The sequence below is a fragment of the Acidovorax sp. Root217 genome (genome assembly GCF_001428645.1).
Taxonomy (GTDB): domain Bacteria; phylum Pseudomonadota; class Gammaproteobacteria; order Burkholderiales; family Burkholderiaceae_C; genus Acidovorax.
The window spans coordinates 236,296-259,738 of the sequence record NZ_LMIH01000041.1; the positions used below are offsets into that span (position 1 = coordinate 236,296).

Sequence of the window (23,443 nt, forward strand, 5' to 3'; positions counted from 1 at the left end):
CGCATCGGTGCGCAATCTCCTAGCCAGGCTTCTTTTTTGACTACCGACACCCTCATCCTGCTGGCCGCGCTGGCCCTTGTCCTGTTGCTGCTGGTGCTCGTGCTGCTGCGCCGCCCGCGCATCGATCTGCCGCCCGAGCTGGCCGCCCGCCTGCAGGCGCTGGAGCAGACGGCCCAGGCCACGCAACTGGCCGTGGCCCGCAACGATGGGGCCATGGAAGCCCTGGCCCAGCAGATGCGCGGCTTCACGCAGACCACGCAGGCCACGCTCGAAACCGTGCGCCACGCGGTGGACGAGCGCCTGGCCCAGGCCGTGACCGAGTCGCGCAATGGCCGGGCCGAGCTGCTGGCGGCATTCGGCGTGTTCGAGGGACAACTGGCCAAGCGCTTCGACGGGCTGCAGCAGTCCGTGGCGGGCCGGCTGGAGGAAAGCAGCAAGGCCCTGCTGGCCAACCTGGCGCAGGGCCAGGCCGATTCGGCCGTGGCGCGCAAGGAGCTGTCGGACACTCTGACGGGTTTTCGCACCGAGCTCACCACCACCACGGCGGGGCTGGCGGCCGAGAGCGTCAAGTCGCGCGAGGCCATGGCCGAGAGCGGGGTGCTGTTCGAAAAACGCATCCAGGAGCGCTTCGAGGCGCTGACCCTGGCCACGCGCACCACGCTCGACTCGCTCAAGGGCGACATCCAGAGCCAGCTGGGCACCATGTCCGGCGCGCTCAAGGACCAGCTCGAAGCCAACGGCAACCAGATCCGCCACCAGTTCTCGGTGCTGCAGGACGCCGTCTCGCAGCAGCTCACGGGCATGCTGCAAGGCAGCCAGACCAATGCCGAGCAGCTGCGCAATGCGCTCAACGAGCGCCTGGCCGCCATCCAGGCCGACAACTCCACCAAGCTCGAAGAGATGCGCCGCACGGTGGACGAAAAACTGCACGCCACGCTGGAGCAGCGCCTGGGCGAGTCCTTCAAGCTGGTGAGCGACCGCCTGGAGCAGGTGCACAAGGGCCTGGGCGAGATGCAGACCCTGGCCGGCAGTGTGGGCGACCTGAAGCGCGTGATGACCAACGTGAAGTCGCGCGGTACCTGGGGCGAAATGCAGCTCGGCGCCATCATCGAGAACGTGCTCACGCCCGACCAGTTCGCGCGCAACGTGAAGACCGTGCCAGGCAGCGACGACCTGGTGGAATTCGCCATCCGCCTGCCGGGCAAGAGCGACGAGCACCCCGTGTGGCTGCCCATCGACTCCAAGTACCCGGTGGAACAATACCAGCGCCTCATGGACGCGCAGGACGCGGCGGACAAGGGGCTCATCGCCTCGACCGGCAACGCCTTCGAGACCTCGATCAAGCTTGAGGCGAAGAAGATCTTTGCCAAGTACGTCTCGCCCCCGCATACCACTGATTTCGCCGTGCTCTACCTGCCGACCGAGGGCCTGTTCGCAGAGGTGATCCGCCGCCCCGGCCTGGTGGAGGCGCTGCAGAACGACTGCCGCGTGATGATCACCGGCCCCGCCAACCTGGCGGCCATGCTCAACAGCCTGCAGATGGGCTTCAAGACCCTGGCCATCGAAAAGCGCTCGTCCGAGGTCTGGAGCCTGCTGGGCATGGTCAAGACCGAGTTCGCCAAGTTCGGCGACGTGGTCGAGGCCACCAAGAAGTCCATCGACTCGGCCGCCAAGCGCTTTGAAGAAGTCGGCGTGCGCACCCGCGCCATCCAGAAGCGCCTGCGCGACGTGCAGGACCTGCCCGCACCCGACGTGGCCGGCGCCGTGCCCAAGCTGCGGCCCCCGATGTCGGCCGCCGACGCGCAGGACGAGCTGCTGTGAACGCGGCCCTGGCCCGCCTGATCGCCGGCCAGATCTGCGTGCACGCCTGCATGGCGGGCATGCGCCTGGCCGCCCCCCTGCTGGCCCTGCGCGAAGGCTACAGCGCCGCCGCCGTGGGGGTGCTGCTGGCGCTGTTCGCGCTCACCCAGGTGTTCCTGGCCTTGCCCGCCGGGCGCTATGCCGACCGCCATGGCCTCAAGCGCCCGGTGGGCTATGCGGTGGCCGTGGCCACCGCAGGCGCTGCCGCCGCGCTGGTGTTCCCGGTGTTCCCTGTGCTGTGCCTGGCGGCGCTGGCCACGGGGGGCGCCACGGGCGCGGCCACCATTGCGCTGCAGCGCCATGTGGGGCGCGCCGCGCACGATGCCACGGCGCTAAAGCAGGTGTTCAGCTGGCTGGCCATCGGGCCGGCGGTGTCCAACTTCATCGGGCCGTTCTGCGCCGGGCTCATGATCGACCATGCCGGCGTCATCGCCGGCGACACCCAGGGCTACCGCGCTGCGTTCGCGCTCATGGCGCTGCTGCCGCTGGCCACCTGGTTCTGGGTGCGCGACACGGTGGAGCTGCCCCCGGTGATCGCTGCGGCCGGCGGTCCGCCCCAGCGCGCCTGGGACCTGATGAACGAGGTGCCGTTCCGGCGCCTGCTCATCGTCAACTGGATCCTCTCCTCGTGCTGGGATGTGCACACCTTCGTGGTGCCGCTGATCGGGCATGAGCGCGGGCTGTCGGCATCGGTCATTGGCTCCATCCTGGGGGCGTTTGCGATTGCCGCTGCGGTCATCCGCGTGCTGATGCCCCTGGTGGCCGAGCACCTGCGCGAGCGCGTGGTGGTGGCCGCGGCCATGGTCGCCACGGCGGCGCTGTTTGCGGTTTACCCGGTGATGCCCACCGCGCTCACCATGGGCGTGTGCTCGGTGCTGCTGGGCTTTGCGCTGGGTTCGGTGCAGCCCATGGTGATGAGCCTGCTGCACCAGATCACGCCCTCCCACCGCCATGGCGAGGCGCTGGGCTTGCGCCTGATGGCCATCAACGCATCGAGCGTGCTCATGCCCATGCTGTTCGGCACCGCCGGTGCCGTGATCGGCGTGGGCGGGGTGTTCTGGGTGGTAGGCGCCGCCGTGGGGGCCGGTGCGCGCCTGGCCTGGAACATGGGCAAGCCGCAGGCCGTGCACTGATGGCGGCCCTTTTGTAAAAAAACGCCTCTGCTGCTGAAATCGGAGTAGATTTCGGTAGCGTCTGCTCACATCGTTTGCAAAAAGCTGCATGGCCGGCCCGGCTTTGGGGTGCCGGCTTGGTGGCCTTGCGGCTCTCTCGGGGCAAGACGCCCAACCCGCATGAGGAGACTTCCCATGGGTGTTTTTCGTCTCGCCCGCTGTGGCGCAGGGCCGCTGGCCCTCTCATCCCTGCTGTGGCTGGCGCCCGTGGTGGCGGCGCAGGCCGACGCGCTGATCGACCAGGCGTCAGCCCTGGTGCAACGTGGGTCTGCCCGCGAGGCCTTTGACCTGCTCGATGCCCAGGAAGCGGCCCGCGCGGGCGACCCCGCCTTCGACGCCGCCATGGGCAGCGCCGCCCATGCCGCAGGCCAGTACAGCCGCGCCGTGATGGCCTGGGAGCGCGTGGTGGCCGCACAGCCGGACAACATGGCCGCGCAGGTGGCACTGGCCCGCGCCCTGTATGCCGTGGGGGACCAGCGCGGCGCGCTGGCCCTGTCCGACCTGGCCCGGGCACAGGGCATCCCGGTGGATGCCGCACTCAGCATTGACCAGTTCCTGGTCTCTTACGACCGGGCCGCAAGCGATGGCGGCTCCAGCCTCAAGGGCTATGCCGAGCTGGCGCTGGGCCACGATTCGAACGTGAACGCCGGGCCGGCATCGATGCTGCTCCCGTCCCCGGTGCCGGGCACGCCGGCATGGACGCTGGCGCCTTCGGCCCTGGCGCGGTCGACCGATTTCCTGGCGGCGCTGGTGGCGGTGCGCGGGCGCTACGTGATGGACGCGCGCTGGTCCCTGGTCGGCGCGGCGGCGGGTACGCCACGCCGCAACGAGGGCGGGGCTGGCGCATTCGATTCCGACCAGTTCGATGCCAGCGCCGGTGTGTCCTGGCGCTCGGAACGCCACGAATTGATCGTGCAGGGGCAGGGCGCCTACTATGCGCTGGATGGCACGCGGCTGCGCAGCATCGGCGGGGTGCTGGGCGAGTGGATCTACCGGCTCGATGGCTTTCGCCAGTGGGGCAGTTTTGTGCAGTCGGCGCGCCTGCACTACCCCACGCAGCCGCTGCGCGACGTGCAGCGTACGGTGCTGGGTACCACGTATGCCCACGTGTTCCGCGAAGGCAGCGTGGCCTATGCGGGCGTGCACGGCGGGCGCGAGGAGCCCGACGCGGCCGGCGTGGACTACCTGGGCCACCGGCTGGTGGGCCTGCGTGCGGGTGGACAACTGGCGCTGGCCCGCAACTGGGCGCTGTTCGCCAACCTCGACTGGGAGCGGCGCCGCTATGGCGCGGCCGACCCGTTCTTCGCTGTGGTGCGGCGTGACCGGCAGGTGAATGCCTCGCTGGGGGTGTCATGGGTTCCCACCACGGCCTGGCGCATCACGCCGCAGTGGACCGGCACGCACAACGATTCCACGCTGCCCGTGTCGGAGTACCGGCGGCGCATCTGGTCCGTCACCGTTCGGCGCGAGTTCTAGATGGCCCCCCTGAGTCGCTTCGCGCCTTCCCCCCAGGGGGACGCCGCCCCTGCGGCGGGGCGGCCCTTGCACGGCGGCACTGGCCTATGGCTCGCCAGTTTCATGGGTCGGGTAAAGCAGAAAGAAAAAGGAGGTGCTTCATGAAAACCGAACCTCGCCTGTCCCGTATCGCCCTGCTCATGGCCATGGTGGCCGCCTGGCCGGCATCGGGCCTGGCTGCGGCCGGCCTGGTGCAGTTTGCCACCGGCGAGGTCAGCCTGCGCCGGGGCGATGCCACCAGCGGCGTGGCCAAGGGCGCCGAAGTGGACGCTGGCGATGTGCTCCTCACCGGCAGTGCGGGGCGGGCCCAGATCCGCTTCAGCGACGGCGGCCTGGTGGCGCTGTACCCGGACTCGCAGTTCACCGTGACCCGGTATTCCGACAGTGGCGACGTGGCGCAGGACGGCTTTGCGGTGACCTTGCTGCGCGGCGGCATGCGAGCGATCACGGGCCTGATCGGCAAGCGCAACCCGGGCAGTTACAAGGTCATCACGCCCACGGCCGTGGTGGGCATTCGGGGCTCGGCCTTCCTGGTGGGCTTCAATGCGCAGGGCCAGCTCACGGTGGCCGGCGAGCAGGACGAAATCGAGGTCTGTACCGAGGCTGGTTGCGTCGGCGTGAAGGCCGGCGAGGCGGTGCTGGTGCTGTCCAGCCAGAAGCTGCCGGTGTACACGAACACGCGCGCACTGCTGCCCTTGCCCGCGCTGCCCCTGCCGCAGATGGCCGGCGATCAGTTGGGTGGCGATGGCCACCGCACCAGCGTGTTCGTGATTCCGCCGCCGCCAGTGCCTCCGCCACCACCAGCGCCGCCGATTGTGCCACCTCCGGTCGATCCGGTGGTGCCACTACCGCCACCACCCCCACCAACTCCTGCACCACCACCGGCCCCCGTTCCAGTGCCGCCCCCTGCACCGGTGCCCGTGCCGGTTCCTGCTCCCATGCCTGTGCCGGTTCCGATACCACCTCCCGAGGTGGTGCCGCCACCGCCGCCGCCTACTACGCAGGTCTCCACGCCGCCGCCCGCCACGGGAGGGACCACGACGCCAGGAACCACCACGCCCCCGACGACCACGCCCCCCAGGCCGGTGCCGCCACCGCCGACGACCACCATCCCCATCTTCGTGCTGCCGCCCGGCGTGATCCTGCTGCCTCCGGCTCCACCCGCCCCGACACCGATACGCTGATGGATACCGTTTCGGTGGTGAGAGGGGGAGGTCAGATCTTGTAGAACGCCTTGATCAGGTCCCAGGCTTCCTGGGGATCATCGGTGTAGTGAAAGAGCTTCAGGTCCTGCTTCGAGATCGTGCCTTCTTCCACCAGCACGTCGAAGTTGACCAGCCGCTTCCAGTAGTCGGTGCCAAAGAGCACGATGGGCACGGGCTTGGCCTTGCCGGTCTGCACCAGGGTCAGCACCTCGAACAGCTCGTCCAGCGTGCCGAAGCCGCCAGGGAAGGCCACCAGCGCCTTGGCACGCATCATGAAATGCATCTTGCGCAGTGCGAAGTAGTGGAACTTGTAGCACAGCGAGGGCGAGATGAAGCGGTTGCCGCTTTGCTCGTGGGGCAGGGCGATGTTCAGTCCCACGTTGAGCGCACCCACGTCGTGGGCGCCGCGGTTGGCTGCCTCCATGATGCCGGGGCCGCCGCCGGTGCACACGTAGATGCGGTCGGCCGGCGCATTGCGTTCGCTGTGTTCGGCCACCAGGCGGGCGAACTGGCGCGCCAGGTCGTAGTAGCGCGCATTGCGCACGGCCTGCCGGGCCTTGGCAATGAGGGCCTCGTCGCCGCTGGCCTCGGCTGCGGTCAGCTGTTCGGCCGCCTCATCGGGGGCAACGAAGCGGGCGCTGCCATAGACCACCACGGTGCTCTCGATGCCCTGTGCGGCCTGGCCCAGGTCGGGCTTGAGCATCTCCAGTTGGAAGCGGATGCCGCGCGTCTCGCGGCGGAACAAAAATTCGGGGTCGGCGAACGCCAGGCGGTAGGCATCGGCATGCAGCGGATTGCCTTGGGAGGCATGGGTCTGCAGTTCGGCCCAGGCATCGGCCAGGCGGCTCTCGTTGAGTTGGGTATTGGCGTCCATGGGGCCATTGTGCCGAGGTTCCATGGCAGTTTCCGGTGCGGGGTCGCTCTTTTGTGAGGAAATCCGACCCGCCTGCAAGGCAGACCTGGCGGATCAGGCGCGCTGGGCCAGAAACCAGGTGGCGCTCTGGATGCCCAGCACCGTGAGTGCCAGGGAGCCCGCGACATGCAGGCCTGTTGTGCCCAGTGCCAGCAGATAGCGCTGCTGCATCAGCATGGCCACCACCTCGGCCGAAAAGCTGGAGAACGTGGTGAGCCCGCCCAGGAAGCCCGTGACCAGCGCCAGGCGCCATGCCGGATCAAGCTGCGGCAGGGCCTGGAGCACCGCCACGGCCACGCCGATGAGGTAGCCGCCCACCAGGTTGGCGGCCAGCGTGCCCCAGGGCAGAAGGGAGGTGCCTGTGGTGAGCCACAGGCCCAGGCGCCAGCGGGCCAGCGCGCCCAGGCTGGCACCGATACAGATGGCAAGAATGGGCAGCATGGCGCCAATGTACCAGCGGCAGCGGCACGTCTGTGCCGCTGCCGCTGCGCGTCGTTCAGCGCGTCGTCGCCATCTGCTGCGGCAGCCAGGTGACGATGCCCGGGAAGATGTAGATCAGCGCCACGGCGCCGCACATTAGCAGGAACATCGGTGCTGCCACCTTGGCGATCCAGGGCAGTTCGCGTCCCGTCATGCCCTGGAGCACGAAGAGGTTGAAGCCCACGGGGGGCGTGATCTGTGCCATCTCCACCACCAGCACGATGAAGATGCCGAACCAGATGGGGTCGATGCCGGCAGCCTGTACCGTGGGCATGAGCACGCCCATGGTCAGCACCACCATCGAGATGCCGTCCAGGAAGCAGCCCAGGATGATGAAGAACACGGCCAGCGCGAAGATCAGCTGCGCCTGGTTCAGCCCCAGGGACGCGATCCACTCGGCCAGGTGCCGAGGCAGCCCGATGTAGCCCATGGACAGCGTGAGGAACGCAGCACCCGCCAGTATCAGCGCGATCATGCAGTACAGGCGCGTGGCGCCCATCAGCGATTCCTTGAAGGTGCCCCAGCTCATCGAACCCTGCAGGGTCGACAGGATGAGCGAACCGACCACGCCCACGGCCGCGGCTTCGGTGGCTGTGGCAAAGCCGGTGTAGATGGAGCCCAGTACGGCCACGATCAGCAGCACCACGGGGATCAGGCTGCGCGACTCCGAGAGCTTCTCCATGAAGGTCATCTTGGTGTCGGCGGCGGGAACCTGGTCGGGGTTGCGCAGCGCCCAGACCATGATGTAGCCCGAGAACAGCGCCGCCAGCAGAATGCCCGGGAGCACTCCGGCGATGAAGAGCTGCGAGATCGAGACCTCGGCCGACACGCCGTAGACGATCATGATGATCGATGGCGGGATCAGCAACCCCAGAGTGCTGGCACCGGCCAGTGTGCCGACGACCATCTTCTCGGGGTAGCCCCGTCGCGTGAGCTCGGGCAGCGTCATCTTGCCGATGGTGGCGCAGGTAGCGGCGCTGGAGCCAGACACGGCGGCAAAGATGGTGCAGCCGACCACGTTGGTGTGCAGCAGGCGGCCGGGCAGGCCTTGCACCCAGGGGGCCAGGCCCTTGAACATGTCCTGCGAGAGCCGGGTGCGGAACAGGATTTCTCCCATCCAGATGAACAGCGGCAGGGCGGTGAGCGTCCAGCTCGATGCCGACCCCCAGATGGTCACAGCCATCGCATCGCCTGCGGGGCGCGACGAGAACAACTGCATGCCGATCCACGCAACACCGGACAGCGTGAGGCCGATCCACACGCCGCTGCCCAGTATCAGGAACAGCGACAACACCAGCAGGCCGGTAATGGCAATATCACTCATGTCTTGGCACCAGGGTTATTCGTTGCGCAGCATTTCGCTGCTGGATGCCTGGCTGCGCTTGCCCATGAGCTCCAGCACCAGTTCGTCGATGAAGGCGATGGCCAGGATCACGGTGCCCAGCGCCATGGCGATCTGGGGTATCCACAGCGGAGTGGCATCGCTGCTGGTGGAGATGTCGTGGAAGTCGTATGACTGCCAGGCGAGCTTGCAGCTGTAGGCTGCAAACAGCACGGCCAGCAGGCAGGCAGCGGCCAGGGCCCAGACCTCCAGAGCCTTCTTGCTCTTGCCCTTGAGCGCATTGAGCAGCAGGGTCACCCGGATATGCTCGCCGCGCTTGAGCGTGTGCGCCAGCGCCAGGAAGCCTGCGGCAGCCATCATGTAGCCGGCGTAGGCATCCGTGCCCGGCACGTGGAAACTGAGCTGGCGGCTGACGATGGACAGCAGCACCATGCCGAGCAGGACGACCATGAAAAGCGCCGCCAGTGCGGCGGCGCTGTCGTACAGAAAATCAAGCAGACGACGCATGGTGCGTGACTACTTGCGGTAGGCGTCGATCAACGCCTTGCCGTCAGGTCCGGCCTTTTCCAGCCATTCCTTGAGCATGGTGTCGCCCACCTTGGTCATGTCCGCTTTCAGTGCGGCGGGGGGCGGCAGCACTTCCATGCCGTTGGCCTTGAGCTTGGCCAGGGTGTCTGCGTTGACCTTGGCGCTGGCCGCCCAGCCGCGTGCCTCGGCATCGGCGCCGGCCTTGCGCAGGGCGTCCTGCAGGGGTTTTTCGAGGGCGTCGAAGGCCTTCTTGTTCACCAGCACGGCGTTCTTGGGCAACCAGGCCTGGGTGTCGTAGTAGTACTTGAGGTGTTCGTAGAGCTTGCTGTCCACGCCGGTGGCACCGGAGGTCATGGTCGATTCGACCACACCCGTGGCCAGCGCCTGCGAGAACTCAGCAGCCTGCACGGTGACGGGCTGCGCACCCACCAGTTCGGCAATGCGTGCAGTGGCCGGGCTGTAGGCGCGCCACTTGATGCCCTTGAGGTCGGCTGCGGTCGCCAGGGACTTCTTGGTGTAGATGCCTTGCGGTGGCCATGCCACTGCGTACAGCAGCGTCATGCCCTGCTCGCCCAGTTTCTTTTCAAGGAAGGGTTTTTGCGCGGCGTAGAGCTTCTTGGATTCGTCGTAGCTGTCGGCCAGGAAGGGCAGACCATCGACACCGAAGAGTTGCCATTCGTTCTGGAAGTTGGCCAGCAGAATCTCGCCCATCTGTGCCTGGCCGCCTTGCACGGCGCGCTTGATTTCAGGGGCCTTGAACAGCGCTGCGTTGGCATGCACGGTGATCTTGAGCTTGCCGCCTGTGGCCTTGTCCACATCGCTGGCCAACTGCATCATGTTCTCTGTGTGGAAGTTGGTGGCCGGGTAGGCGGCAGCCAGGTCCCACTTGGTCTGTGCGAAAGCCGCAGGCACGAACAGGGAACAGGCCATGGCCAGCGCGGTGAGGGGAAGGATTCGACGCTTCATTGATAGCTCCGCAAGGTAGAAAACGGGGGGTATGCCACTGTATAGGAAGCAATTCGTTACGGCATAGGTGTTTGCCTGAACGTTGACAAATTGCCAACAAATCATTGGTGACTTGCCTACAATGAGTGCATGCACATCCCGTGCCAGTTTCGACTTCTGCAAAGGCGCTTTCCATGAAACCTGCGGCCCGGGCCAAGGGCGATTCCGGCCCCATCGTCTCGTCAGCGCACCTGGTGTCTGCGCAGAGCGCGGAAATGAGCGAGTTCGAGTTCGGGCTCATCGTCGCGGGCAACGCGTTCCACCGCTGGGTGGTGCACTGCATGTCGGCAGCGGGCCTCAAGGACCTGACACCGCTGGATGTGGTGGTGCTGCACCATGTGACGCACCGGGCGCGTGACAAGCGCCTGGCCGACATCTGCTTCATCATGAACGTGGAAGACACACACCTGGTGAACTACGCTTTGAAAAAGCTGCAGAACCTGGGCGTGGTGGCCTCGCAGAAGAACGGCAAGGAGGTGACCTATGCGGCCACCGATGTGGGCCGGGCTTACGTGCAGCGCTACCGCGAGATCCGCGAGCGCTGCCTGATCGATGCGCTGCATGCCGACGATGCCCTGAACCGCGACATCGGCGAGCTGGCCCGTTTGCTGCGTGTGCTCTCGGGCATGTACGACCAGGCAGCACGTTCGGCGGCATCCCTGTGATGGCCGTGTGCGCTGTGGTGGTGCATGTTCATCCACTTCAAGGGAGCATGTATGTCTGTGCAGCGACGTGATTGGCTGGGTGGCGCAGGTGCCACCGTATTGGGCGGTTGTCTGGGTCTGGTGGGCGTGGGGGCGCGCGCCGCGGTGCAATGGAAGCTGGCCACCGGCTACAAGCCGGAAACCTTCCACACCCAGAATGCGGAACTTTTCGCACAGGACGTGGGCAAGGCCTCGGGCGGGGAACTGGCCATCGCCGTGCATTCCAACAACAGCCTGGTCAAGCTGCCCGAGATCTTCGGGGCGGTGCAGTCGGGCAAGGCCGAGGCAGGCGAAGTGCTGATGGCTGGCATCGTCAAGGACGTGCCCCTGGCCGGGGCCGACTCGGTGCCCTTCGTGCTGTCTACCTACAAGGATGCGCGGCGCCTGTGGCAGTACCAGGCGCCGCTGATCGAGACGGCTCTGGCCGCCAAGGGGCTGGTGCCGCTGTATGCCGTGGCCTGGCCGCCGCAGGGCCTGTTCTCGGTCAAGCCGGTGCGCACCAAATCAGACTTTCAGGGCCTGAAGATGCGCACCTACAACGCCACGACGGTGCGCATTGCCGAGCTGCTCGGCGCCACACCGGTGGATGTGGCCACGGCCGACATTCCCAAGGCCCTGGCCTCGGGCCAAATCGAAGCCATGATCACGTCGTCGGCCACCGGGGCCGAAAGCCAGGTGTGGACGCACGCCAAGTTCTACTACGAGCTCAATGCCTGGATTCCGAAGAACATGGTGTTTGCCAGCAAGAAGGCCATGGATGCGCTGTCTCCCGCGGCGCGCAAGGGGCTGCTGGACTCGGCCAAGGTGGCCGAGGACCGGGGCTGGACCATGAGCGAGGCGGCGCTGCGCAATGCCGTGGGCGACCTCAAGTCCCATGGCATGGCCGTCGAGCGCCTGTCGCTGGACCTGGGCCGCGAGATCGGCCGCCTGGGCGAACGTTTTTCACGCGAATGGGTGCGCACCGTCGGTAACGACGCCACCCGATTGTTCATTCCTTTCTACACACAGACTTCATGACGATGGCATCTTCCGCCTCCACCCACCCCGCACGCTGGCAGTTCTGGATCGACCGCGGGGGCACTTTCACCGATGTGGTCGGCAAGCGGCCCGACGGCAGTCTGGTCACGCACAAGCTGCTGTCCGAGAACCCCGAGCAGTACAAGGACGCGGCCGTGGCCGGCATCCGCCACCTGCTGGGCCTGAAGGCGGGCGAGCCGGTGACGCCCGAGGTGGTGGAGTGCGTGAAGATGGGCACCACGGTGGCCACCAATGCGCTGCTCGAACGCAAGGGCGAGCCCACGCTCCTGATCACGACCAAGGGCTTTCGCGATGCGCTGCGCATCGCCTACCAGAACCGCCCGCGCCTGTTCGACCGCCACATCGTGCTGCCCGAGCTTCTGTACACCCGCGTGATCGAGGCGCAGGAGCGCATGGGCGCGCATGGCGAGGTGATCGAGGCGCTGGACGAGGCGCACCTGAAGGAGCGCCTGTGGGCCGCCTACGACGCCGGCCTGCGCAGCGCGGCCGTGGTCTTCATGCACGGCTACCGCTACACCGCGCACGAAGAAGCCGCCGCCCGCCTGGCGCGCGAAGCCGGCTTCACGCAGGTGAGCGCATCGCACGCTACCAGCCCCATGATGAAGCTGGTGAGCCGCGGCGACACCACGGTGGTCGATGCTTACCTCTCGCCCATCCTGCGCCGCTATGTGGAGCAGGTGGCCAGCGAGATGCCGGGCGTGCCGTTGTTCTTCATGCAGTCTTCGGGCGGCCTGACCGACGCGCATGCCTTCCAGGGCAAGGACGCCATCCTCTCGGGCCCGGCTGGCGGCATCGTGGGCATGGCACGCACGGCCGGCCTGGCCGGGCACCAGCGCGTGATCGGCTTCGACATGGGTGGCACCTCCACCGACGTGAGCCACTATGCCGGGGAGTTCGAGCGCGAGTTCGAGACCCAGGTGGCCGGCGTGCGCATGCGCGCCCCAATGATGAGCATCCACACCGTGGCGGCGGGCGGCGGCTCCATCCTCGGCTTCGATGGCGCACGCTTTCGCGTGGGCCCCGAGAGTGCCGGTGCCAACCCCGGCCCGGCCAGTTACCGCCGTGGTGGCCCGCTGGCCGTGACCGATGCCAACGTGATGGTCGGCAAGATCCAGCCGGCGCACTTTCCGCGCGTGTTCGGCCATGGGGCCAATGAGGCGCTCGATGGCGACGCGGTCGTGCAGAAGTTCGCCGACCTGTCTGGCCAGACGGGCCGTGCCGCAGAAGATGTGGCCCACGGCTTCATCCAGATCGCCGTGCAGCAGATGGCCAATGCGATCAAGAAAATCTCGGTGGCGCGCGGCTACGATGTGACGCGCTACACCCTGCAGTGCTTTGGCGGCGCGGGTGGGCAACACGCCTGCCTGGTGGCCGATGCGCTGGGCATGACGCGTGTGTTCGTGCACCCGTTGGCGGGCGTGCTCAGCGCGTACGGCATGGGTCTTGCGGACCAGAACGTGATCCGCGAGCAGGCAGTGGAGTGCAAGCTGGCACCCGAGGCCCTGGCGCGCATCGAGTCCACGCTGGAGCGCCTGGCCACGGCCGCGCGCTCCGAACTGGAGCAGCAGGCCGGCGACGGCACTGCCACGGTGCATCGGCGCGTGCATGTGCGCTATGAGGGCAGCGACTCTGCTTTGATTGTTCCATTTGGCAGCATCGAGGCCATCACGGTCAGCTTCGAGGCTGCCTACCGCCAGCGCTTTGCTTTCCTGATGCAAGGCAAGGGCCTGGTGGTGGAGGCCGTGTCGGTCGAGGCCGTGGTGCCGGGCGATGCGCCAGAGGAGCCGCGCCACGCCCTGCAGCCCGCGCGCGAGGTGCCGCGCCGCAGCACGGTGCGCATGTACACCGGCGGCACCGATGGCGTGGCTACCTGGCATGACGCGGCCCTGGTGGTGCGCGAGGACCTGCGCCCCGGCGACGTGATCCCCGGCCCGGCCATCATTGCCGAGAAGAACGCCACCACCATCGTCGAGCCCGGCTGGGAGGCGCAGCTCACCGACCTGGACCACCTGCTGCTGGAGCGCCGCGTGGCGCGTGCCGTGCAGCACGCCGTAGGCACCACGGTGGACCCGGTGCTGCTCGAAGTGTTCAACAACCTGTTCATGAACATCGCCGAGCAGATGGGCCTGCAGCTGCAGAACACGGCCTACTCGGTCAACATCAAGGAGCGCCTGGACTTCAGCTGCGCGCTGTTCGACACGGCGGGCAACCTGATCGCCAATGCGCCGCACATGCCGGTGCACCTCGGCTCCATGGGCGAGAGCATCAAGACCGTGATCCGCGACAACGCGGGCCGCATGCAGCCGGGCGACGTGTACGTGCTCAACGACCCCTACCACGGCGGTACGCACCTGCCCGACATCACGGTGATCACGCCGGTCTATATCGGTGAAGAAGCCGAGCCCACCTTCTACGTGGGCAGCCGTGGCCACCATGCGGACGTGGGCGGCATCACGCCGGGCTCCATGCCTCCGTTCTCCACGCGCATCGAAGAAGAGGGCGTGCAGATCAACAATGTGAAGCTGGTCGAGCGCGGCGTGCTGCGCGAGGCCGAGATGATCGCCTTGCTGGAAAGCGGCGAATACCCCTCGCGCAACCCGCAGCAGAACATGGCCGACCTGCGCGCGCAGATCGCCGCCAACGAAAAGGGCCAGCAGGAGCTGCGCCGCATGGTGAGCGAGTTCGGCCTCGATGTCGTGCAGGCCTACATGCGCCATGTGCAGGACAACGCCGAGGAATCGGTGCGCCGCGTGATCACGCGCCTGAAGGATGGCCAGTTCACCTTGCCGCTGGACAATGGCTCGCAAATCACCGTTGCCGTGCGTGTGGATGCCAAGAACCGCAGCGCCGAGATCGACTTCACGGGCACCAGCGCGCAGCAGACGCACAACTTCAATGCGCCCACGGCGGTGTGCATGGCGGCCGTGCTCTACGTGTTCCGCACCCTGGTGCAGGACGACATTCCGCTCAACGCAGGGTGTCTGAAGCCGCTCAAGGTCATCATCCCGCAGGGCTCCATGCTCAACCCCAATCCGCCGGCGTCGGTGGTCGCAGGCAACGTGGAGACCTCCACCTGCATCACCAACGCCCTTTATGGCGCGCTGGGCCTGATGGCGGCGGGGCAGTGCACCATGAACAACTTCACCTTCGGCAGCGAGCGCTACCAGTATTACGAGACCATCTCGGGCGGCAGCGGTGCCGGCGGCGTGTGGGATGCCTCGGGTGCGCTGGTGGACGGCTTTGCCGGCACGAGCGTGGTGCAGTGCCACATGACCAACTCGCGCCTGACGGACCCCGAGGTGCTGGAGTTCCGCTTCCCCGTGCGCCTGGAAGGCTACGAGATCCGCAAGGGCTCGGGCGGCGCGGGGCGCTGGGCGGGCGGTGACGGCGGTGTGCGCCGCGTGCGCTTCCTGGAGCCCATGACGGCCAGCATCCTCTCCAATGGCCGCCACCGCGGTGCTTTCGGCATGGCCGGCGGCTCGCCGGGGGCCGTGGGCGTCAACAAGGTGGTGCGGGCCAATGGCAAGGTGGAGGCGCTCGACCACATCGGCCAGGCGCAGATGCAGCCCGGCGATGTGTTCGAAATCCACACCCCCGGGGGTGGAGGCTTCGGAACCCCGGGCTGACCGCCGGGGCCTACAGGTCCTTGCGGCCGGCAGGCGTGACGCTGCTCAGGCTGGGCGGCACGTCCTGCCCGGCCTGGCGGGCCCGGAACAGGGCTGCACGCATCAGGAAGATCGAGGTCACCGGCACGGTGACCGCCACGAAGCCCGCGATCAGCAGCGCATGCAGCGCCAGGCTGCCATCTGCGACGGAGAAGTAGATCACGGTGGCATGCATGATGCACCAGCAACCCATGGTGGCGGCGATGGACGGCGCATGCAGGCGCTCGAAGAAGGTCGGCAGGCGCAGCAGGCCGGTGGCGCCGAGCAGGGCCATGCCCGCGCCCAACAGCACCAGCGCGGCGATCACGATCTCCAGCCACAGGGGCAGCAGGGCGGCGGTATTCGTCATTCGATCACCTCGCCGCGCAGCAGGAACTTGGCCATGGCCATGGACCCGACGAAGCTGAACAGTGCCAGCAGCAGTGCCGCCTCGAAGTAGTTTTTGCTGCCATACAAGAGGCCCAGCACCAGCATGAGCAGCATGCCGTTGAGGTACATGCAGTCCAGCGCCAGCACCCGGTCCTGCGCCGAGGGGCCCTTGAGCAGGCGGGCCAGCGCGCAACCCATGGCCAGCACCAGCATGAAGAGGGCGGCGGGGAGCGCCCAGTCGAGGATGGGGGTCATGATTCGAATATCTCCATGAGGGGGTGCTCGTAGCGCCGCTTGATCTGGGCAATGAACGCCGCTTCATCGTCCACCTCCAGCACGTGCAGCATCAGCATGCTGCGGTCCACCGAGAGTTCGGCCCAGGCCGTACCCGGGGCGATGCTGACGATGACGGCCAGCACCGCGAGGGCGTTGGCATCGCGCAGCTCCAGGGGGATCTGCACGAAGCCCGAGGGGTGGCGCCTGCGGCCGGGCGACAGCAGCAGCCGAGAGACGGCGATGTTCGATTGCACGGTGTCGGCCATGACGGCCAGCGCCAGGCGCAGCACCGCTCCCGGCGCGCGGATGCGCACGGGCAGAGGGCGCAGCCCCGCCGTGAGCAGCGGGATGGCGAGAGCGAGGACGCCGCCCAGCACGATGTGGCCAGCGCTGACCGAGCGGTTGAGCAGCAGCCACAGGGCGAGCAGCGCCAGCGACAGCACAGGTGCGGGGAGGATGCGCTTGATCATCACTGCGGCCTTCCGTTGGCGCCCGGTGCCGTGCCGGGCGGGTTGGGGATGGGCCTGGCGGACATCACGGCCTGCACATAGGTGCTGGGCGCGTGCAGGGCATCGGCCGTGGCCTGGGTGTAGCGCATCACCGCGCCGGCCTGCCAGGTCAGCAGCGCGCAGCCTGTGAGCAGCAGGGCAATGGGCAGGCCTTCGAGCACCAGCAGTTGGGGAGACGCACGCCCGTGCGATGCCCAGAAATGCCGTATGCCGGCACGGGTGAGTGCGATCAGCGCCAGCAGGCCCGTGCCCACCATCAGTGCCAGCAGCGCCCAGCCCGCAGACCCGAGCACGAGCCCGCCCGATGGTCCCAGGCCCAGCGGGTTGAGCAGGGCATGGATCATTGCGAACTTGCCCACGAAGCCGGGCAGCGGCGGCAACCCGGCGATCACCAGGGTGCAGGCCATGAAGGCCAGGCCCAGGAAGGCCACGGCGGCGGGGATGACCCGTCCGATCAGCACCTCCTCCTTGTCGTCCAGGTTCAGGCCCTGCGCGGGCACCAGGTCGGGGGTGAGGAAGGGGGCGTCGTCCGTCTGCTCGTAGGGCGCGAGGTTGGAGCCATCGTTGCGCCAGCGGTCGATCAGGTCGGTCAGCAAGAAGAGGGCGCTCACGGCCAGCGTGGAGCCCAGCAGGTAGTACAGCAGCCCGGCCGTGAGCAGGGTCTGCCCGAAGCCCAGAGCCGCCAGCAGCGTGCCCGACGAGAGGATGGCCGCGTAGCCCGCAAGGTGCCCCAGGCGCTGCGAGCCCAGCATGCCGACGGCGCCAAAGGCCATGGTCACCAGGCCCGCGCCGATGATCCACTGGCTGCCGAACTGGGCCGAGTCGCCCGCATCGCTGCTGAACATCAGCGTCCACAGCCTGAGGATGCTGTACACGCCCACCTTGGTCATGAGCGCGAACAGAGCGCCCACCGGCGCGGTGGCCGCGCTGTAGGCCGGCACCAGCCAGAAGTTGAGCGGCCACACGGCCGCCTTGATGAGGAAGGCCACTGCCAGGATGCCGGCCGCTGCATGCAGCAGCCCCCGGTCGGACGGGTCGATGCCCGCGATGCCGCGCGCCAGGTCGGCCATGTTCAGCGTGCCGGTGATGCCGTAGAGCATGGACACGCCGATCAGGAACAGCGACGAGGCAGCGAGGTTGATGGCGATGTAGTGCAGCCCGGCCGACACGCGTGGCCGGCCCGACCCGTGCAGCAGCAGCCCGTAGGAGGCCGCCAGCATGATCTCGAAGAACACGAACAGGTTGAACAGGTCGGCCGTGAGGAAGGCACCCGCCAGCCCCATGAGCTGGAACTGGAACAGCGGGTGGAAGTGCACCCCCGCCTTGTGCCAGCGTGCGACCGAGAACAGCACCGTGGCCAGCGCCACCGTGCTGGCCAGCACCAGCATCATGGCCGACAGGCGGTCCAGCGCGAGCACGATGCCGAAGGGCGCCGGCCAGTTGCCGGGCAGGTACACCCCCAGGCTGGTCTGCACGCCGGGCTGCTTGGCCTGCACCAGCAGCAGCACGGCGATGACCAGGCCGAGGAAGGTGGAGCCCACGTTCATCACGACCTTGGTGCGCTGGCGCTCCTCGCGCAGCAGCAGCATGAGCCCGGCCGTGAGCAGCGGCAGCGCAATAGGCGCCAGGATCAGGTGCGGCATCAGCAGCGCCGTGACATGTGCGGTCAGCTCGCCCGTCATGGCATCTCCTGCGCGTCTTTGGCGCGCGTGCCGTCCACATGGTCGGTGCCCGACATGCCGCGCGAGGCCAGCAGCACCACCAGGAACAGTGCCGTCATGGCAAAGCCGATGACGATGGCCGTGAGCGTGAGCGCCTGGGGCATGGGGTCGGCGTAGTGGGCCAGGTCCTGCGGCAGGCCGGCCCGCAGGACCGGCTCCTTGTTGATCGCCAGGCCCAGGCGGCCCATGCTGAAGATGAACAGGTTCACGGCGTACGACAGCAGCGCCAGCCCCATGATGACCTGGAAGGTGCGCGGGCGCAGCAGCAGCCACACGCCCGAGCCGGTGAGTATGCCGATGGCCAGGGCCAGAATCAGTTCCATCAGTGGGCTCCTTGGACGTTGTTGTGGGGGGCGGTGGCGACCGATGCGGCGGCCATGGCGGCGGCCTGCTCCTCCAGCGCTTCCTCGGCAGCGCGGGCGTTGTAGCGGTGGCTGCGCACCGACTGGTGGGCAATGGCCGTGAGGATCAGCAAGGTGGAGCCCACCACCAGCGTGAACACGCCGATGTCGAAGAACAGGGCGCTGGCCACGTGCACCTCGCCCACCACTGGCAGGTGCAGGTGCGCCGTGTGGCTGGTGAGGAAGGGGTAGCCCCAGAACAGCGCGCCCAGGCCTGTGGCCAGGGCGATCAGCAGGCCGGTGCCGATCCAGCGGCGCGGGTACAGCGGCAGGTGGGCTTCGACCCACGAGGTGCCGGACACCATGTACTGCAACACCAGCGCTACCGAGAAGACCAGCCCGGCCACGAAGCCGCCGCCGGGCTCGTTGTGCCCGCGCATGAAGAGGTACACGGCCACCAGGGCCGCAAATGGCAGCAGCAGGCGCACCAGCACGGCGGGCACCATGAGGTAGCCCACGGCGGTGTCCATGGTCTGGCGCGGGTTGGCCAGGTCGGTGGCCACGTCGGCGGGTACGGCGCGCTGCTGGGGCGGCAGGTCCATCACCTCGCGCGCCGGGCGAAAGCGCCGCAGCAGCGCATACACCGTGAGGGCCACGATGCCCAGCACCACGATCTCGCCGAAGGTGTCGAAGCCGCGGAAGTCCACCAGCATCACGTTGACCACGTTGGTGCCGCCGCCATCGGTGAGCGCACGCTCCAGGAAGAAGGTGGAGGTGCTCTCGGGGAAGGGCCGGCTCATCATGGCAAACGACAGCAGCGCCATGCCGCCGCCGGCGAGCAGGGCCAGGGTCATGTCGCGGTAGCGGCGCAGCTGGGTGCGGCGCTCCTGCGCCAGCGTGGGCACGCGCAGGCTCTCGTCGCGCCGGGGCAGCCAGCGCAGGCCCAGCAGGATGAGGATGGTGGTCACCACCTCCACCACGATCTGCGTGAGCGCCAGGTCCGGTGCCGAGAACCACAGGAAGGTCAGGCAGGTGCACAGGCCCGCGCCGCCCAGCAGTGTGAGCGCAGCCAACCGGTGGTACTTGGCTTGCCAGGCAGCGGCCACCGCGCACATGGAGCCCAGGAACCAGAGCACGGCGAACGCGGGCGACAGGGGAAGTTGCTCGCGCGCACCGATGGGCAGGCCACGCACCCACAGCGGCAGTGTGCCGGCCACCAGGGCCGCTGCCACCAGCCACAGCATCTGCCACTGCAGGCGCCCGGTGCCCAGCAGGCGCCGGCCGTTGCGCCCGGCCAGCGAAAGCCGCGCCAGGGTGCCGTCAAACAACTGCTGACCGCTGATGTGGCGCATCAGCGGTGGTGCGTCGAGCGCGCCGCGCGCACGCAGCCAGCGCAGCAGCAGGTACAGCGCAATGCCGCCCGCCAGCGCCACCAGGCTCATCACGAACGGGGTGTTGAAGCCATGCCAGACCGCCAGGCTGTAGGTGGGCAGCTCGCCCCCCACCACGGGGCGTGCAGCGGCCTGCAGCACGGCGCTCATGGACCAGGCAGGCAGGGTGCCAACCACCAGGCAGGCCAGTACCAGCAACTCGACCGGCACGCGCATCCAGTGCGGGGGCTCGTGCGGGGTGCGGGGCAGGTCGGTAGCGGGGGGGCCGCAGAACACGTCGACCGTGAAGCGCAGCGAGTACGCCACGCTGAAGATGCCGGCCACGGTGGCTGCCACGGGCAGCAGAACTTCGAGCCAGGGAACGGTGTTCACGAACACCGTCTCGGCGAAGAACATCTCCTTGGACAGAAAGCCGTTGAGCAGTGGCACGCCCGCCATGGCGGCACTGGCTACCATGGCCAGCGTGCCGGTGATGGGCATCATGCGCACCAGGCCCGACAGGCGGCGGATGTCGCGCGTGCCGCTTTCATGGTCGACGATGCCGGCCGCCATGAACAGCGAGGCCTTGAAGGTCGCGTGGTTCATGATGTGGAACACCGCCGCCACGGCGGCCAGCGGGCTGTTCAGGCCCAAGAGCAGCGTGATGAGCCCCAGGTGCGAGATGGTGGAATAGGCCAACAGCCCCTTGAGGTCGTTCTGGAACATGGCCGCATAGCCGCCCACCAGCAGCGTGCACAAGCCCGCACCGCCGACCAGCCAGAACCACTGCTCCGTGCCTGCCAGGGCCGGCCACAGCCGTGCCAGCAGGAACACGCCGGCCTTGACCATGGTGGCGGAGTGCAGGTAGGCCGATACCGGCGTGGGCGCCGCCATGGCGTTCGGCAACCAGAAGTGGAAGGGGAACTGGGCGCTCTTGGTGAAGGCGCCCAGCAGGATCAGCACCAGCGCCGTGAGGTACAGCGGGTGCGCCTTGATCAGTGCGCCTGCGGCCAGCACGTGGTCCAAGTCGTAGCTGCCCACGATGTGGCCCAGCACCAGCATGCCGGCCAGCATGCACAGCCCGCCCGTACCGGTGACGGTGAGCGCCATGCGCGCGCCGCGCCGCGCATCCTTGCGGTGGTGCCAGTAGCCGATCAGCAAAAAGGAGAACAGGCTGGTCAGCTCCCAGAACAGCGCGATCTGGATGATGTTGCCCGAAAGCACCACGCCCACCATGGCGCCCATGAAGGCCAGGAAGAACGAGAAGAAGCGCGGCACCGGGTCGGCCGCCGACATGTAGTAGCGCGCATACAGCACCACCAGCGACCCCACCCCTAGCACCAGCATGCAGAACATCCAGGCAAAGCCGTCGAGCCGTATCGCCAGGTTCAGGCCCAGCGCGGGCAGCCAGGTGATCTCCTGGCGCAGCACCTCGCCGCCCGCGATCTGCGGAAAGTACAGCGCCGCCTGCACCGTGCAGAACAGGGCGATGAGCCCGGCCAGGGTGGACTCGGTGTTGCGGGCGTTGGCGGGCAGGATGGCCGCCAGAAGACTGCCGATGAAGGGGAGAAGGATGAGGGTGATCAGGGGCATGCCCGAATGATTTTAGGGCGTGCCTCGAAAGTCCCTTTGTGAAGTCTGGAGAGGCGGCGCCTTCGGGGGCTGGCGACGCCCATGAAAAAGCCCGCCGAAGCGGGCCTGTAACTGGGTGCCAAGTGGGCGCTGCCTGTTACTTGGCTGTACTGGCTGCAGGGGCTGCGGGCTCGGCGGCCTTGTCCTTCTTGGCCTTGGGCTCCTTCTTGTCCTTGGCGGAGGATTTTTCCTTGGCCTTGGCATCTTCCTTCTTCTTGTCGGCCTTGGCCTGTGCGGCGGCGTTGAAGCGCTTGCCGTTGACGGTCAGGCCGTCGGCCGAGAACTTGGCCGCCGTCTTCTCGCCCACGCCGCCGACGCGGCCGATGAAGTCGTTCCAGTCCTTGAACTCGCTGGCCTTGCGCTCGTTGATGATCTTCTCGGACATTGCCGGGCCGATGCCCTTGATGCCGTCCAGTTCGGCCGCGCTGGCCTTGTTCAGGTCCACGGCGGCAAATGCGGTGCCCGCAAACAGCAGGGCGATGATGAGCAGGAATTTCTTGAACATGGATACGACTCCCTCGGTATTGTGGTGCCGATCATCATATCGGTCGGCGCCCGGGGATCAAGTCGCTTGTGCCACCGCTACAGTTCTTCCACGCGCCGAGCCGGGTAGCTGTCCCAGGTCTGGCAGCCCGGGCATTGCCAGAAGTGCTGGCGCGCCTCGAAGCCGCAGGCCGCGCAGCGGTAGCGCGTGAGCGGCTTGACGGCGTGGTCCAGCGCGCGCTGGACCTGCGGGTGGAAGGACTCGTGCTCCAGCTTTTCGCCGGCCAGCCACTTGGCGGCGGCCACCAGGGATTTTTCCTTGTCCAGGTGGTCCACATAGCGCTGGCGGGCGCCTTCGCCTGCGCCCTGCGCCGTGTCGATGGCGACCAGACTTTCCAGCACGTCGAGCGATGGCGCGCTGTCGTAGTGCTCCTGCAGCAGTGCCTGGGCTTCCGTGCTGCGCCCGGTGCTGGCTGCGGCCTCGACCATCAGCGGTGCGGCCAGGGGCAGGGCGGCAGGGTTGTGTTCGCCCAGCGCCTTCAGGGTGGCCAGCGCGGCCGCAGGCTGGCCCATCAGGTGCTGCAGGCGCGCCATGTCGATGCGGGCGCGCGCGGCGCCGGGGGCGGCGGCCACGGCCTGCTCCAGCAGGGCCAGGGCGCCGGCATGGTCGGCCTGGCCGCTGAGGGTGGCCGCCTGCTCGCACAGGTAATGCGCCTGGCGGGTGCTGAAGTCGCCCTGGTCGGCATCGTGCATCTTGCGCGCGATGGTGGTGGCATGCGGCCAGTCGCGCGAGCGCTCGTAGATGGCCAGCAGGGCCAGGCGGGCCTGGGCCTCGAAGGGCGTGCCCTCCAGGCGGTTCAGTGCGTCTTCGGCCCGGTCGAGCAGGCCGGCCTTGAGGAAGTCGAGCGCCAGCGCATGCTGGGCGCGCTCACGGTCGGTGCGGCTGAGGTCGCCGCGCGAGAGCAGGTGCTCGTGCACGCGCACGGCCCGGTCGTACTCGCCGCGGCGGCGAAACAGGTTGCCGAGGGCAAAGTGCAGCTCCGAGGTGTCGGGGTCGTTCTGCACCGCCTCGATGAAGGCATCGATGGCCTGGTCCTGCTGCTCGTTGAGCAGGAAGTTCAGGCCCTTGAAGTAGGCCTTGGGTGCGCGCCGGTTCTCGGCACGCAGTTGGCGCAGGTCGAAACGCGATGCCAGCCAGCCGAGCACGAAGGCCAGCGGCAGGCCCAGCAAAATCCAGCTGAGGTCAAATTCCATGGATCGGTGGCATCTCGGCAGGTGCGGCTTCGGCGGGGACGGCGGCCTTGGCGGGGGTGGC

At 67.8% G+C, this 23,443-nt stretch carries 20 protein-coding genes; 7 read left to right on the forward strand and 13 right to left on the reverse strand.

Annotated elements, in window-relative coordinates; translation table 11 throughout:
* Positions 1 to 36 precede the first annotated feature (36 nt).
* The 4 genes from rmuC (at position 37) to ASE31_RS27635 (ending at position 5,731) form a co-directional block, all read left to right on the forward strand.
* Positions 37 to 1,821, forward strand: a complete 1,785-nt coding sequence (gene rmuC, locus ASE31_RS27620; protein ID WP_057205864.1) for a DNA recombination protein RmuC — start codon at positions 37 to 39, stop codon at positions 1,819 to 1,821.
* Complete coding sequence (locus tag ASE31_RS27625) at positions 1,818 to 2,993, forward strand: MFS transporter (RefSeq protein ID WP_057205866.1); 1,176 nt, start codon at positions 1,818 to 1,820, stop codon at positions 2,991 to 2,993. Before rmuC ends, ASE31_RS27625 begins: the two co-directional genes overlap by 4 nt.
* A 174-nt stretch (positions 2,994 to 3,167) precedes the next feature.
* On the forward strand, positions 3,168 to 4,508 hold the full coding sequence (locus ASE31_RS27630) for a surface lipoprotein assembly modifier (protein ID WP_057205868.1): 1,341 nt from the start codon (positions 3,168 to 3,170) through the stop codon (positions 4,506 to 4,508).
* A 140-nt stretch (positions 4,509 to 4,648) separates the two neighbouring features.
* Entirely contained in the window at positions 4,649 to 5,731 is a 1,083-nt protein-coding gene (locus ASE31_RS27635; RefSeq protein ID WP_057205870.1) for a FecR domain-containing protein, read from the forward strand.
* 31 nt (positions 5,732 to 5,762) lie between these two features.
* On the opposite strand, the gene ASE31_RS27640 is transcribed toward ASE31_RS27635, so the two are convergent.
* The 5 genes from ASE31_RS27640 to ASE31_RS27660 all read right to left on the reverse strand — a co-directional run bounded on the left by ASE31_RS27640 (position 5,763) and on the right by ASE31_RS27660 (position 9,981).
* Entirely contained in the window at positions 5,763 to 6,626 is an 864-nt protein-coding gene (locus ASE31_RS27640) for a TIGR00730 family Rossman fold protein (protein ID WP_057205872.1), read from the reverse strand.
* A gap of 93 nt (positions 6,627 to 6,719) precedes the next feature.
* A complete protein-coding gene (crcB, locus tag ASE31_RS27645) occupies positions 6,720 to 7,106 on the reverse strand; it encodes a fluoride efflux transporter CrcB (RefSeq protein ID WP_057205875.1) in 387 nt (128 codons plus the stop codon).
* A 55-nt stretch (positions 7,107 to 7,161) separates the two neighbouring features.
* Positions 7,162 to 8,469 carry a TRAP transporter large permease gene (locus ASE31_RS27650; RefSeq protein ID WP_057205878.1) on the reverse strand — a complete coding sequence of 436 codons (1,308 nt, stop codon included), beginning with the start codon at positions 8,467 to 8,469 and terminating at the stop codon, positions 7,162 to 7,164.
* A gap of 15 nt (positions 8,470 to 8,484) precedes the next feature.
* Positions 8,485 to 8,994, reverse strand: coding sequence for a TRAP transporter small permease (locus tag ASE31_RS27655; protein ID WP_057205880.1), 510 nt, complete (start codon positions 8,992 to 8,994; stop codon positions 8,485 to 8,487).
* Between the two features lie 9 nt (positions 8,995 to 9,003).
* Positions 9,004 to 9,981, reverse strand: coding sequence for a TRAP transporter substrate-binding protein (locus tag ASE31_RS27660; RefSeq protein ID WP_057205882.1), 978 nt, complete (start codon positions 9,979 to 9,981; stop codon positions 9,004 to 9,006).
* Positions 9,982 to 10,154: 173 nt separating this feature from the next.
* On the opposite strand from ASE31_RS27660, the gene ASE31_RS27665 reads away from it, so the two are divergent.
* From ASE31_RS27665 to ASE31_RS27675, 3 genes are read left to right on the forward strand one after another with little or no spacing between them, the layout of a single operon-like run.
* Positions 10,155 to 10,685, forward strand: coding sequence for a winged helix DNA-binding protein (locus ASE31_RS27665; protein WP_057205885.1), 531 nt, complete (start codon positions 10,155 to 10,157; stop codon positions 10,683 to 10,685).
* Between the two features lie 51 nt (positions 10,686 to 10,736).
* Positions 10,737 to 11,741 carry a TRAP transporter substrate-binding protein gene (locus ASE31_RS27670; protein WP_082604398.1) on the forward strand — a complete coding sequence of 335 codons (1,005 nt, stop codon included), beginning with the start codon at positions 10,737 to 10,739 and terminating at the stop codon, positions 11,739 to 11,741.
* Between the two features lie 2 nt (positions 11,742 to 11,743).
* Positions 11,744 to 15,388 carry a hydantoinase B/oxoprolinase family protein gene (locus tag ASE31_RS27675; protein WP_157412695.1) on the forward strand — a complete coding sequence of 1,215 codons (3,645 nt, stop codon included), beginning with the start codon at positions 11,744 to 11,746 and terminating at the stop codon, positions 15,386 to 15,388.
* A gap of 10 nt (positions 15,389 to 15,398) precedes the next feature.
* Here ASE31_RS27675 and mnhG read toward each other — a convergent pair whose 3' ends face one another.
* The 8 genes from mnhG to lapB form a co-directional block, all read right to left on the reverse strand.
* Complete coding sequence (gene mnhG, locus ASE31_RS27680) at positions 15,399 to 15,776, reverse strand: monovalent cation/H(+) antiporter subunit G (RefSeq protein ID WP_057205889.1); 378 nt, start codon at positions 15,774 to 15,776, stop codon at positions 15,399 to 15,401.
* Entirely contained in the window at positions 15,773 to 16,051 is a 279-nt protein-coding gene (locus ASE31_RS27685; protein WP_057205891.1) for a K+/H+ antiporter subunit F, read from the reverse strand. Before ASE31_RS27685 ends, mnhG begins: the two co-directional genes overlap by 4 nt.
* Positions 16,048 to 16,542, reverse strand: a complete 495-nt coding sequence (locus tag ASE31_RS27690) for a Na+/H+ antiporter subunit E (protein ID WP_057205893.1) — start codon at positions 16,540 to 16,542, stop codon at positions 16,048 to 16,050. Before ASE31_RS27690 ends, ASE31_RS27685 begins: the two co-directional genes overlap by 4 nt.
* Positions 16,542 to 18,263, reverse strand: a complete 1,722-nt coding sequence (locus ASE31_RS27695; RefSeq protein ID WP_057205895.1) for a monovalent cation/H+ antiporter subunit D — start codon at positions 18,261 to 18,263, stop codon at positions 16,542 to 16,544. The genes ASE31_RS27690 and ASE31_RS27695 overlap by 1 nt, the downstream gene beginning before the upstream one ends.
* The gene (locus ASE31_RS27700; protein WP_057205897.1) at positions 18,260 to 18,625 is read right to left on the reverse strand and encodes a Na+/H+ antiporter subunit C; all 366 of its coding nucleotides are present in this window, start codon (positions 18,623 to 18,625) and stop codon (positions 18,260 to 18,262) included. The genes ASE31_RS27695 and ASE31_RS27700 overlap by 4 nt, the downstream gene beginning before the upstream one ends.
* On the reverse strand, positions 18,625 to 21,606 hold the full coding sequence (locus tag ASE31_RS27705; RefSeq protein ID WP_057205898.1) for a monovalent cation/H+ antiporter subunit A: 2,982 nt from the start codon (positions 21,604 to 21,606) through the stop codon (positions 18,625 to 18,627). The genes ASE31_RS27700 and ASE31_RS27705 overlap by 1 nt, the downstream gene beginning before the upstream one ends.
* Before the next feature lie 136 nt (positions 21,607 to 21,742).
* On the reverse strand, positions 21,743 to 22,150 hold the full coding sequence (locus ASE31_RS27710) for a helix-hairpin-helix domain-containing protein (RefSeq protein WP_057205901.1): 408 nt from the start codon (positions 22,148 to 22,150) through the stop codon (positions 21,743 to 21,745).
* Positions 22,151 to 22,227: 77 nt separating this feature from the next.
* Entirely contained in the window at positions 22,228 to 23,382 is a 1,155-nt protein-coding gene (gene lapB / locus ASE31_RS27715) for a lipopolysaccharide assembly protein LapB (protein ID WP_057205903.1), read from the reverse strand.
* Between the last annotated feature and the right edge of the window lie 61 nt (positions 23,383 to 23,443).